The organism is Ostreibacterium oceani, assembly GCF_009362845.1.
GTDB classification, from domain to species: Bacteria; Pseudomonadota; Gammaproteobacteria; order Cardiobacteriales; family Ostreibacteriaceae; genus Ostreibacterium; species Ostreibacterium oceani.
In genome coordinates this window covers 15,746-27,753 of record NZ_WHNW01000008.1, presented here as the reverse complement: position 1 = coordinate 27,753, position 12,008 = coordinate 15,746, and the positions used below count along the sequence as shown (strand labels likewise).

Below are 12,008 nucleotides of genomic sequence, written 5' to 3'. Positions count from 1 at the left end.
ACAACAAATTTATCAGAAAATATTTAAAAATAACAGGCAAGGTTGATGAGTAAACTAGAATTCGTTTTAGCGAGCAAAGACGCGGGACGCTTTCAACGGCTTTCTGGCTATATGAATGAGAATTTTCGTGTCATTGAAACGGCGTTATCAGTTTCTATCGCCAACCGTGGTGAGCTGGTCTCGATTGAAGGAGAAGAGACCGCGATTTTACAAGCGCGACAAGTAATTGATACCCTGTATGCGCAAACTGAAAACGCGGCCATTAATATTGATGCAGCCGCCATTCATTTGGTTATTCGTGATATCGCCAATACTGTGTCGCACGAGGTGGTTGATGATGAAATTATTATTCAAACCAAGCGCGGTAAAGTGCGAGGGCGCGGGACAAACCAACGCCAATACTTAAAGCGTATCTTTGATTATGATGTTAATTTTGGTTTAGGCCCTGCTGGAACGGGGAAAACTTATCTGGCAGTGGCCTGTGCGGTCGCCATGCTAAACGAAGATTTGGTGCGACGGATTGTGCTCGTGCGTCCTGCGGTAGAGGCGGGTGAGCGTTTGGGTTTTTTGCCTGGCGATTTGGCACAAAAAGTGGATCCTTATTTACGTCCGCTGTACGATGCGTTGTATGAGATGCTAGGCGCCGAAAGGGCGGGTAAACTGATTGAAAAAAACATCATCGAGATTGCACCGCTTGCCTTTATGCGCGGACGAACGTTGTCGGATGCATTTATTATTTTGGACGAGGCGCAAAACACAACCGCTGAACAAATGAAAATGTTTTTAACACGGATTGGTTTTGGCTCCAAAGCCGTTGTGACGGGTGATTTGTCACAAGTCGATTTGCCCAAGGGCGTGCGCTCTGGGTTGCGAGATGCGTCTGAGGTATTAAAAGGCGTTGAGGGGATTGCTTATACTGTGTTTTCTGCTGATGATGTCGTTCGCCATCCACTGGTGCAACGAATCGTTATCGCCTATGAAAAACAAGCCGCATCACAATCAAATGATGCTAAGCGATAATACATCGACGATAAGACACCGGCGATAATACATTGGCAATGAACAAAGCGAATCAGTCGTGCGGAGTCCAGTTGTGAAAAGCCAGTCGTGCGGAGTCCAGTTGTGCAAAATCAGTCGTGCAGTGTGACGATGCCAGTCGTTGAATTACAAGTGGCAACGGCGGTCGCATGCCCGACGAAAGCCCAATTTCAGCAGTGGGTGAATGCGACGGTTAATCACTTGGCGGCAACAGCGTCGATTGCGTTAACCGATGCCATTGAACTGACAATACGCGTTGTCGATAATGCAGAAATGCAACAACTAAACGCCGATTTTCGTGGTAAAGACGCACCAACGAATGTGCTGGCCTTTCCTTATACACCGTTGGTTTTGCCGTCTGGTTTTCCGCATTCTGTTAGCGGTTATGACGATGTGCCGCTAAATGTGGATCTAAATGTGGATGAAGACTTAATCGAAAGTTTGGCAGGAGGGGTAGCGAAAGAGGTCGCACAGATATCACAAGAAACTTATCTGGGTGATATGGTTATCGCGGCTCCAGTTGTGATTGAGGAGGCGTCTGCACAAGCAAAACCAATTAACCACCATTGGATGCATTTGACCGTACATGGCTTGTTGCATTTGTACGGCTATGACCATCAAACGGATGCTGAGGCAGAGGCGATGGAAGCGCAAGAAATTGCGGTTTTACAAGCCTTAGGTGTGCCTAATCCGTACGTATGACCCATACAGGAATTCGGTAATAAAAATGACAACATCACCAATGACCGCATCGCCAATGACCGCATCGCCAACAACATCACTTAACCCTTGGATTGATGACTGTTTGCTATTCGATGCAAATAGCCTTGCGTCGGCACAATTCAAAAGCATCCCTGCGGATTTTGTGGTTGATGAACAATTGGATTGGCAGTGGCGTGGTACGGGTGAGCATATCTTTCTAAATATCCAAAAAACGAATAGCAATACGCTGTGGGTCGCCAAGCAATTGGCAAAATTTTATCAAGTGCCTATCAAAGATATTGGCTATTCAGGGCTAAAAGACCGTCATGCCGTCACGACACAATACTTTTCGGTACGCCTGCCAGGGGTAAAGCCTGGTGCATATGCATTACCGACATCGACAGAATTTACGGTTGGCCATCATGTGCTACACGACAAAAAACTCAAACGTGGACAGCACCGAGGAAATACGTTTTGCATTCGGTTGCGCCATGTAGTCGGCAATCGTGCGTTGATTGAAGAGCGGTTGGCTTATTTAACACAGCAAGGTATGCCTAATTTTTTTGATAGTCAACGGTTTGGCCATGACGCTCAAAATTTAATCCGTGTCACGGATTGGGTGAATGGACACGCCAATATCGCCAAGCGAACAGAAAAGAGCCTACTGATTTCTGCGCTACGCGCGGCGATTTTTAATGCCCAGTTGGCAATGCGCGTCAAGCAAGGTAGTTGGAATCAAGCGATGCCTAATGATACGATGTGTTTAGCTGGCAGTCATAGCTTTTTTCAGATTGACCAGCCCGATGACGTAATAAGCAAGCGTTTACAAAGCCATGATATTCATCCTGCGGGCGTGTTGCCGGGCAAAGAAACCGCGCTAAATTCGGCGTGGTTTGCTGACGATGGTTACCCGTTTGAGCGAGATAAATTACAAGATTTTATGAATAAAAACAATTTATCGGAGCAGTATCGTGCGTTTCGTGTGAGCGTTAAGAATTTGTCTTGGCAATGGGAGGGCGAGGACTGCTGTTTGCAATTTTCGCTGCCTAATGGTGCCTATGCGAGTGCCGTCATTAAACAAATTTTTGCTATTTGATGTGCTTATTGCTTTTGAGCTGCTCGTTTTTTTGTTATTATAATGGGTCTAATATCAGTCATCATTCGGAGAAATGTTATGAAAAGGAATCGTTTGTTAGTAATGATTGTCGCTATGGCCTTGGCTAGCACGGCTTCAGCGCAGAATAACGTGAATCAAAAAGTCATCTACAAATGGGTACAGGATGGGTTGGTTCATTACAGCCATATCAAGCCATTGGGTATCGATGGGGCAGAAAAATTAGACGCCAAAGGGCGTAAAATACAAGATTTTACCGAGGAATTTGACGAAATTGTCGAAATCGCGGTGCGCCCAAAAGCCGAAAAAAAAGAAGAAGAACCACAAACCAAACAAGAAGAAATCTTACAAGCCGAAGAAGAACGCTCGGCGCGTGAAAAAAATTGTGCAACTGCCAATAAAAACATGCAAGTCATCGACGGCGGTGAAGTGTATGAGCGTGATAGCAGCGGAAATCTCATTCGCTTGACACCAGAACAAGTTGACAACAAACGTAAAAACGTACAACGCGATATTGATTATTTCTGCGGCGACTCTTGATGGTCAGCGCTTGATATTTAGCGCCTGATATTTAGCGCTTTATGGTCACGCTTGATATCATTTGAAGTGCCGCATTGATGTGTAACGCTGATTCGTTGCCTCGTATCGTTGCCGCGCTGTCAGCTCGTTCGGGGCGCTTGCCGTTCACTGAGTCAACTATCTAACAGGATGCTAAGCTGATAATGGTTTAGCATCCTGTTAGATTTTTGTTTATATTTTAATACTTTATATATTTGATTTATTCATGCGATTATCGAACTACTATTTACCGACGTTAAAAGAAGCACCTGCAGAAGCAGAAATCATTAGCCACCAACTAATGTTGCGCGCAGGATTAATTAAACAAGTCTCTTCAGGGATTTATACTTGGTTGCCACTCGGGCTGACCGTGTATAAAAAAATTGAAGCCATTGTTCGTGAAGAAATGAATAATATTGGCGCGCTTGAAATTGACATGCCTTCGGCGCAACCTGCTGAATTATGGCAAGACTCTGGTCGGTGGCAAGATTATGGGCCTGAGTTATTACGCTTTAAAGATCGACATCAGCGTGATTTTTGTATCGGCCCAACACACGAGGAGATTGTGACCGATTTGCTCAAAGGCGAAGTGCAATCTTACAAACAACTACCGATTACGGTCTATCAAATCCAGAAAAAATTTCGTGATGAGATTCGCCCACGGTTTGGTGTGATGCGTGGGCGTGAATTTTTAATGAAAGATGCCTATTCATTTCATGCCGATTCGGCTTCGTTAGCCACGACTTATCAGGCAATGTACCAAGCCTATCAGCAAATTTTCACGCGCATGGGGCTTGATTTTTGCGCGGTAGAAGCGGATAGCGGGAGCATCGGCGGCAGTCGTTCGCATGAGTTTCATGTATTGGCTGACTCGGGTGAAGACGTCATTATGTTTTCAGATGGTAGCGACTTTGCGTCGAATATTGAATCAACGCAATCACTGCCTGTCACCACGCTGACCGAGCCGACAGAAGCCATGCGCTTAGTCGATACACCAGACACCAAAACGATTGCGGCGTTGGTTGAGAAATACCAATTACCCATTGAAAAAACCATTAAAACGTTAGTTGTCAAAGCCGCAACGGATTGTGATAGCGATTTGATTGCTTTGTTAGTTCGCGGCGATCACGAGCTCAATGCGATTAAGGCAGAAAAGCATCCATGGGTTGCGTCTCCGTTGCAGATGGCTAGCGAAGACGACATTCGTCAAGCGATTGGCGCAGGGCCAGGCTCTTTGGGGCCAGTCAATTTGCCCATACCGTTTATTGCTGATGAGACGGTTGCCGCGATGAGTGATTTCGGTGCAGGCGCTAATATCGAAGCCAAACATTACTTCGGTATTAATTGGGGGCGCGATGTTGCGTTGGGTGAGGTGATGGATATCCGTAACGCCAAAGTCGGCGATTCTAGCCCCGATGGCAGTGGTCATTTGAGAATGGCTAGAGGTATTGAAGTCGGACATATTTTCCAGCTCGGGAAAAAATATTCAGAGGCCATGCAAATGACGGTTTTGGACGAACATGGCAAAGCCGTCACGCCTTATATGGGCTGCTACGGTGTTGGTGTGACACGTCTCGTTGCCGCCGCGATTGAGCAACACCACGACGACAAAGGGATTATTTGGCCACCAGCAATCGCCCCGTTTAGTCTCGTGATTGCGCCGATTAATTATGGGAAGTCAGCTGCGGTAACACAGTTTGCAGATGATTTATACCAAACCCTTCGTGATAAAGGCATTCCTGTTGTGCTTGATGATCGTGGCAAACGCCCAGGCGTTATGTTTTCGGAATTAGAATTGATTGGTATTCCGCACCGTGTCGTTATCGGAGATAAGACGTTGGCGGATAATGAGGTCGAATACCAAGGCCGCACAGATGAAAGCAGTCAACGCATTGCAACCGATACGGTGCTTGAATTTTTGTTGACAACGCTAAATAAAACAGCCTGACTAACAGTGAGTAGATTAACATCATGACAAATGCGTATTTATTTACCTCAGAATCAGTTTCTGAAGGGCATCCTGATAAAATTGCTGATCAAATTTCTGACGCAGTACTAGACCATATTTTGGCCAAAGACAAACACGCGCGCGTGGCGTGTGAAACGCTAATCAAAACAGGCATGGTGATTGTGGCAGGCGAAGTCGCAACCAGTACGTGGGTGGATTTGGAAGAAATCGTTAGACAGCAAATTAAAACTATTGGTTATACCAGCTCAGAAGTCGGCTTTGATAGCGAAACTTGCGCGGTTTTAAATGCCATAGGTAAGCAATCGGGCGATATTGCACAGGGCGTTGACAGGGCTTCACCCGAGGAACAGGGCGCAGGTGACCAAGGGCTGATGTTTGGGTTTGCAACCAATGAAACCGATGTGTTGATGCCAGCGCCGATTACTTATGCACACCGCCTCGTGCAGCGTCAGTCTGAAATGCGCCGCGAAAAAGTACTACCGTGGTTGCGCCCCGATGCGAAAAGCCAAGTGACATTTAAGTATGATGCAGGAAAAATCGTCGGTATCTCTGCGGTGGTCTTATCAACCCAGCACGACCCCGATATTAGCCAAGCGCATCTACAAGAAGCCGTCATGGAAAACATTATCAAGCCAGTGCTACCCCCAGAATGGCTAGACAATAATACCGCCTATCATATTAACCCGACAGGTAAGTTTGTTATTGGTGGGCCAGTGGGTGATTGCGGTCTTACTGGGCGTAAAATCATTGTCGATACTTATGGCGGTGCAGCGCACCACGGTGGTGGCGCGTTTTCTGGTAAAGACCCGTCCAAAGTCGACCGTTCAGCAGCGTATGCAGGGCGTTATGTTGCCAAAAATATTGTGGCGGCAGGCTTGGCTGATAAATGCGAAATCCAAGTCTCTTATGCCATTGGCGTGGCAGAACCCATTTCGATTAGTGTGAACACTTATGGTACAGGTAAAATTACCGACGAACGAATTGTTGCGCTGGTGCGTCGGCATTTTGATTTACGTCCTTACGGGATTATTCAAATGCTGGATTTGATTCGCCCGATTTATACTCAAACCGCCAGTTATGGGCATTTTGGTCGTGAGTTGCCTGAATTCACGTGGGAAAAAACGGACAAAGCGGATGACCTTCGCGCGGATGCTTTCTCATGAGCCAGTTACCAATTAACGCCAGTACCACCAGTTCTACCAGTACCACCAGTGCCACGCGTATCAATAAGGATGGGATACCAAGTGTGTCTCGTCATGATGATGCCGCCAAAGTTGGTTTTATTAGCCTTGGTTGCCCCAAGGCGCTCGTTGATTCTGAACGCATCTTAACCCAGTTACGCAGCGATGGCTATGAAATAGTCAACACCTACGAAGACGCAGGCTTAGTGATTGTTAATACGTGTGGTTTTATCGATTCGGCGATTGCTGAATCACTCGATACGATTGGGGAAGCCATTGCTAAAAATGGGCGCGTGATTGTCACAGGCTGTCTGGGTAAAGACGCTGAAAAAATTCAACAAACACACCCCAAAGTACTTGCCATTTCAGGGCCGCAAGCGTATGAAACGGTGATGAATCAGGTTCACGAACACCTGCCCAAGCCCAAAAAAAATCCATTTATTGATTTGGTGCCGCCACAAGGCATCAAGCTCACCCCTAGGCATTATGCGTATTTGAAAATATCTGAAGGCTGTAATCACAGTTGTACTTTTTGTATTATTCCTGATTTGCGTGGCAAGCTGGTCTCGCGACCCGCTGGCGATGTCATGGCTGAGGCAGAACGCCTTGCCAATGCAGGGGTGCAAGAATTATTGGTTATATCCCAAGACACAAGTGCTTATGGCGTTGATATTAAATATAAAACTGATTTTAACAATGGGCAGCCAATCAAATCACGAATCAAAGAATTATGCGAAGCACTGGCACGGTTTGATATTTGGGTGAGGCTACACTATGTTTATCCATACCCCAGCGTCGATGACTTAATTCCACTGATGGCTGAGGGGAAGATACTGCCGTATTTGGATATTCCATTCCAACATGCCAATCACGACATATTACGCAACATGAAACGCCCCGCACATAGTGAAAAAGTCCTGCACCGGATTGCCAATTGGCGACAAATTGTGCCAGATATTGCGTTGCGTTCAACGTTTATTGTTGGTTTTCCTGGGGAAACCGAAGCGCAATTTGAAGAATTATTAGACTTTTTACGCGAAGCCCGTCTTGATCGGGTCGGGGCATTTGCCTATTCTCAAGTCAAAGGCGCAAAATCAAACGCCCTGCCAAACCATGTGCCAGAAGCCGTCAAGCAAGAACGCCTAGCGCGACTAATGGCAATACAAGCCGAGATTAGCGCCGAAAAACTCGCCGATAAAATCGGTAGTATTCAGCCTGTGATGATTGACGAAGTGGATACGGATGCGCACATTGCCATCGGTCGCACGGTTTATGATGCGCCTGAAATTGATGGCGTAGTACAAATCGAATCTATTGACGGCATTGCGCCAGGGCAAGTTATTCACGTTGAAATTACAGAGGCGACTGATCACGATTTAATTGCTGTCCCTGCGTAAAATATAAGCTATCGATAAGGTGCTGTAAGGCGCTGTAAGGTGTTGTAAGGTGTTGTAAAGTACTTGTAGGGTGCTGATAAAATCAGCGCCAGCACGCTGCATCAAAATCGCTTGGTAATTGCACAATGTCGCCTAGTTTCGCCATAGTTTAGTCTAAATACCCGCGCTGGGTGTGTCTTGATTGTGTCAGCAGTGCGGCTTTGTTAAAATAGGATTTGATTTAGCATTTTATTTAACCCACGCGCAATGAGTTCAGCGGCAATGAGTTCAGCGCGCATTCATTTTAGAGGATAGCCCATGACGCAAATCATTGATGGAAAGGCATTTGCCGCCAAACTAAGACAAGACATTAAACAGCAGACTGACTTGCTTAAATCACAAGGTATTACACCGGGGTTGGCCGTGGTATTGGTCGGCGAAGACCCTGCCTCACAAGTCTATGTGCGAAATAAAGGCAAACAATCAATTGAAGTCGGGTTTAAATCAATAGAGCATAAGCTGGATGCGACGGTATCTCAGGCGGAATTGCTCGACCTTATCCAGCAGCTTAACCAAGATGATTCCATTCATGGCATTTTGGTACAATTGCCTGTGCCCAAGCATATCGATGACAAAGCGGTTATCAATGCGATTGCCCCTGAAAAAGATGTCGATGGCTTTAGCCAATTAAACGTAGGGCGTTTAAATATTGGTGAGCAATCGTTAGTGCCTTGCACACCATTGGGCTGCACCATGCTGCTCAAAGACTATTTCGGTGGTGATTTGACGGGCAAAAACGCCGTTGTGCTTGGGCGTTCGAATATTGTCGGTAAACCAATGGCAGCGCTGTTATTACAAGAAAGCTGTACCGTCACCATCGCCCATTCCAAAACCAAAGACATCGAAACCGTCTGCCGTGCGGCTGATATCGTGGTAGCCGCTGTAGGGCGACCACAAATGGTAAAAAAATCATGGATAGGTGAGGGCGCGGTGGTGATTGATGTGGGGATTAACCGTATTGACGTCGATGGTAAAACCAAACTGGTCGGTGATGTGGATTATGATGATGTGTTTGATAACGCAGCAGCAATCACCCCTGTACCTGGCGGTGTTGGACCGATGACCATTGCTTGCTTGCTGTATAACACCCTGACAGCGGCCAAAATGCAACGCGGCATTGAGTAAGTATAGCGTTGAGTCTTCTAGTGAATGAAGTTGTAAGGGAAATAACGATAGCAACGCAAACATATTGTAGGTGAGTGGCAAGTCATAATAGAAGGTATTTCTATGGAATTACTTAATTTAATAAATAAATAAAGCTTGGTTAATTTCTCCTGTAAAACTAAAGTGTATAAAAATGAGTATCACAAGTAGGATTGTTTCATTCCTAGCGTTTAACCTATGGATTATACCTATTGCTTTGTCTCAGTCGAAGCTAAAAGAAAGACTCATCGTTGGTTTTTTGTTTTTCATTATTGGCATGATAGTTCGATTTTTTTATTTAAGAAAAGCGACTAATTTCGCAGTAAATGCAGGTGAAAATAATAAGGAAATAGCTATTCTATGGGTTTATGTTGCGCTATCTATTTTTCTGTCTTTGTTTTTATGTATGGTGCTTGGGGTGTTTGGAGTCATTAACTTTGAAACTGGACTAAAATAAAATGAATGCTACGGCATCTCCACCGTATCGGGCTTGCAACGCGCCGCCGCTCAGGGGCAAAAGATTTATCAAATTGACAAAAACAACCGTGACCAACTAGCTAACGTGCGCATGAGCAATGAATACATGGCAGATGACATCAACGAAGCCATCAGCGCAGGCGGTTATGCCATCGTCCCTGAAAAAGCCGTTGATGGCGCAGGCCGCAGTGCGATTTATGTGTACTATACCGAAAACCCACAAACAGGCTATTCTGCATGGAAAATCAGCGGCGGGTTGAATGGGGGATGGATGGGGTTTGTCTCTTTTCTTGGGGCTGTTTGGGAAAATCCTTCTATATTGCTTCCGTATTGTGAGGAAGATTTTGACTCAACAAGACATAAGAGTTTTGACCAAACAATGGTCGCCCTTGATAACTTTTTATTTAACCTGTTTATAGGAACACTAATTAGTATTGGGATAACGTCAGAACTTAAAAAATACGGATTTGTTAGTCTTGTGCAAGCAATGAAAAGTGCCCATTACTTTAGATCTCTAGTCGCTCTAGGAGGCGGTTTAATTAGGCATGTGTTATTCCATTTGGGTCCTGCTTTAATTCCGCTTGCACTATCATTTGTTCTTAAAGGGGCTATTGCATTTATTGCTTTTACTGCGGGTGCTGTAGTGGGGTCAGCAATTGCTGCGCTGTTATGCCGAGAACCTAAAAGTGATTAAAAAAACTCTTTTCACCCTAGCTAAATGTATTATTTTTGCTTTTTTTGGGGTGGTGTGCCTATTGTTGGTTCTGGCATTAAAAGATTATCGTTACGGAAGTTTCGCTATTAATGCGCTTATGGCTTTTTTATTGATGCTGTATATTGAACGAGATAATTTAAAATCAGTTTTATTAAAGTCTAACAGAGCTACGTTGCTGCAAATGTTGATTATTTTTCTAATTAATTTTCTGATTTTTAGCTTGGTGAGTTTATTTTTTGGCTAACATGTAAGATTTCTTCGGGTTGTTTACAATTTTTACCATCTGCGTCAAGGCTTCGTGTCGCGTATCGTGAAAATGAATATCCGCTAGCGCTGCCGGGCAGTATGTCGACGAACATGCGGGGGTTTCAGGCCGTGGGGGCGAGAACGGTCAATGCGCCGTCGATTGGCTTTGCGATGGGGATGAATTCATCGCTGCTTGAAAGCGCGATTTCTGAACAACTGTTTTGTAATGAGGAAGTCAACCCCGACAACAATGAATGCTACGGCATCTCCACGGTATCGGGCTTGCAACGCGCGGCCGCTCAGGGACAAAAGATTTATCAAATCGACAAAAACAACCGTGACCAACTGGCTAACGTGCGCATGAGCAATGAATACATGGCAGACGACATCAACAAGGCGATTAACTCAGGCGGGTATGTGATTGTGCCTGAAAAAGCCGTTGATGGCGTGGGTCGTGATGCCATTTACGTCTACATGACGTATAATGCCCAAACAGGTAGCCAAAGCTGGAAAATCAGCGGCGGGTTGAATGGGGGGAGTTTTAGTGTCAGTGAAGGCAAAGGAGATTCCTGTGACACCGATAAAAAATCATTAAGTATAGAAGGAAAATCTGGTAGCTCATCATGCCTGCTATTATCAGGTCTAGGGATGCAAACATTGTCTATCCTAGATACAGAAGAAGGTGATACAGTTATAAAAGAAACGCTTGCAAATATACCTGGCATGATGGGGAAAATTGCTACTATTTTAAACTTAATTCTAACCGTCATAGACTTAGAAGGAAAGTATCAACAATTGATAGAAGCAGGATGCACAAAAGAGGAAGCATGGAATGCAATACAAGAATACGTGGAAATAATATTATTTTGGACTATCGTAACTACTGTATTTTCTTTAATAGCGTTAGGCGCATTAAGTGCTATAGTCGGTTTGCTTGCAGTTATTATTATGGCTTCTATAATTAGCATATTTGTGAACTGGAGAATTGAATTCCAATTTTCAACTGATTTAGCTAATTGCAAACGAAGTAAGAAAATTAAAGAATGAAAAAAAATATAGACAAACAGTTTTTTAATAAACTGAATATTTTTCCTCTTTCAGTCACAAATAATCCAAAGCGGGATATGCAAATATACTTTAGCGTATTTTCATTGTTCTGTTGTTTTTTTATTTTTTGGGACTGGATAGATATAATATATGACACAATATTATTACCTCATATATTAGCATGCCTAATCCCAGTGTCTTTAATAGTTTATAGCACACACAGAAATTATAGACTTCTAAAACCAATACGCTGCCCTAGTTGTACTCAATCGCTGTCCACGCTATCTAATAAGAAGATCCTATTTATGTTAAAAAGTAATTGCTGTTTTAAATGTGGTGAGAATATTTTTGCTAATGATATATTACCAGAATCAAAAAAATT

11 protein-coding genes are annotated in these 12,008 nt (G+C 44.4%); all 11 read left to right on the top strand.

Annotation, left to right across the window (positions count from 1 at the left end):
- Positions 1–45 precede the first annotated feature (45 nt).
- Positions 46–1,020: a PhoH family protein gene (locus GCU85_RS07410; protein ID WP_152810549.1), complete on the top strand. Its 975-nt coding sequence runs from the start codon at positions 46–48 to the stop codon at positions 1,018–1,020.
- 102 nt (positions 1,021–1,122) lie between these two features.
- Positions 1,123–1,740 (top strand): rRNA maturation RNase YbeY, encoded by a 618-nt coding sequence (ybeY, locus tag GCU85_RS07405; RefSeq protein ID WP_218110604.1) that lies wholly within the window; start codon positions 1,123–1,125, stop codon positions 1,738–1,740.
- Positions 1,741–1,765: 25 nt separating this feature from the next.
- Positions 1,766–2,836: a tRNA pseudouridine(13) synthase TruD gene (truD, locus tag GCU85_RS07400; protein ID WP_152810548.1), complete on the top strand. Its 1,071-nt coding sequence runs from the start codon at positions 1,766–1,768 to the stop codon at positions 2,834–2,836.
- A 78-nt stretch (positions 2,837–2,914) separates the two neighbouring features.
- Positions 2,915–3,394 carry a hypothetical protein gene (locus GCU85_RS07395; RefSeq protein ID WP_152810547.1) on the top strand — a complete coding sequence of 160 codons (480 nt, stop codon included), beginning with the start codon at positions 2,915–2,917 and terminating at the stop codon, positions 3,392–3,394.
- Between the two features lie 244 nt (positions 3,395–3,638).
- Positions 3,639–5,360 (top strand): proline--tRNA ligase, encoded by a 1,722-nt coding sequence (locus GCU85_RS07390; RefSeq protein WP_152810546.1) that lies wholly within the window; start codon positions 3,639–3,641, stop codon positions 5,358–5,360.
- A gap of 23 nt (positions 5,361–5,383) precedes the next feature.
- Positions 5,384–6,544, top strand: a complete 1,161-nt coding sequence (metK, locus tag GCU85_RS07385; protein WP_152810545.1) for a methionine adenosyltransferase — start codon at positions 5,384–5,386, stop codon at positions 6,542–6,544.
- Complete coding sequence (gene rimO, locus GCU85_RS07380; protein ID WP_152810544.1) at positions 6,541–7,959, top strand: 30S ribosomal protein S12 methylthiotransferase RimO; 1,419 nt, start codon at positions 6,541–6,543, stop codon at positions 7,957–7,959. Before metK ends, rimO begins: the two co-directional genes overlap by 4 nt.
- 297 nt (positions 7,960–8,256) lie before the next feature.
- A complete protein-coding gene (gene folD / locus GCU85_RS07375; RefSeq protein WP_152810543.1) occupies positions 8,257–9,123 on the top strand; it encodes a bifunctional methylenetetrahydrofolate dehydrogenase/methenyltetrahydrofolate cyclohydrolase FolD in 867 nt (288 codons plus the stop codon).
- Between the two features lie 172 nt (positions 9,124–9,295).
- The gene (locus tag GCU85_RS07370; protein ID WP_152810542.1) at positions 9,296–9,598 is read left to right on the top strand and encodes a hypothetical protein; all 303 of its coding nucleotides are present in this window, start codon (positions 9,296–9,298) and stop codon (positions 9,596–9,598) included.
- A 33-nt stretch (positions 9,599–9,631) separates the two neighbouring features.
- A complete protein-coding gene (locus GCU85_RS07365) occupies positions 9,632–10,312 on the top strand; it encodes a hypothetical protein (RefSeq protein ID WP_152810541.1) in 681 nt (226 codons plus the stop codon).
- Positions 10,313–10,678: 366 nt separating this feature from the next.
- Positions 10,679–11,626 carry a hypothetical protein gene (locus tag GCU85_RS07360; RefSeq protein WP_152810540.1) on the top strand — a complete coding sequence of 316 codons (948 nt, stop codon included), beginning with the start codon at positions 10,679–10,681 and terminating at the stop codon, positions 11,624–11,626.
- Positions 11,627–12,008 lie beyond the last annotated feature (382 nt).

Bases quoted from the DNA above. Each gene is read 5' to 3' on its own strand.
- GCU85_RS07390 (WP_152810546.1), top strand. From the start codon at position 3,639: ATGCGATTATCGAACTACTATTTACCGACGTTAAAAGAAGCACCTGCA.
- GCU85_RS07395 (WP_152810547.1), top strand. From the start codon at position 2,915: ATGAAAAGGAATCGTTTGTTAGTAATGATTGTCGCTATGGCCTTGGCT.
- GCU85_RS07410 (WP_152810549.1), top strand. From the start codon at position 46: ATGAGTAAACTAGAATTCGTTTTAGCGAGCAAAGACGCGGGACGCTTT.
- rimO (WP_152810544.1), top strand. From the start codon at position 6,541: ATGAGCCAGTTACCAATTAACGCCAGTACCACCAGTTCTACCAGTACC.
- GCU85_RS07370 (WP_152810542.1), top strand. From the start codon at position 9,296: ATGAGTATCACAAGTAGGATTGTTTCATTCCTAGCGTTTAACCTATGG.
- truD (WP_152810548.1), top strand. From the start codon at position 1,766: ATGACAACATCACCAATGACCGCATCGCCAATGACCGCATCGCCAACA.
- metK (WP_152810545.1), top strand. From the start codon at position 5,384: ATGACAAATGCGTATTTATTTACCTCAGAATCAGTTTCTGAAGGGCAT.
- folD (WP_152810543.1), top strand. From the start codon at position 8,257: ATGACGCAAATCATTGATGGAAAGGCATTTGCCGCCAAACTAAGACAA.
- GCU85_RS07360 (WP_152810540.1), top strand. From the start codon at position 10,679: ATGTCGACGAACATGCGGGGGTTTCAGGCCGTGGGGGCGAGAACGGTC.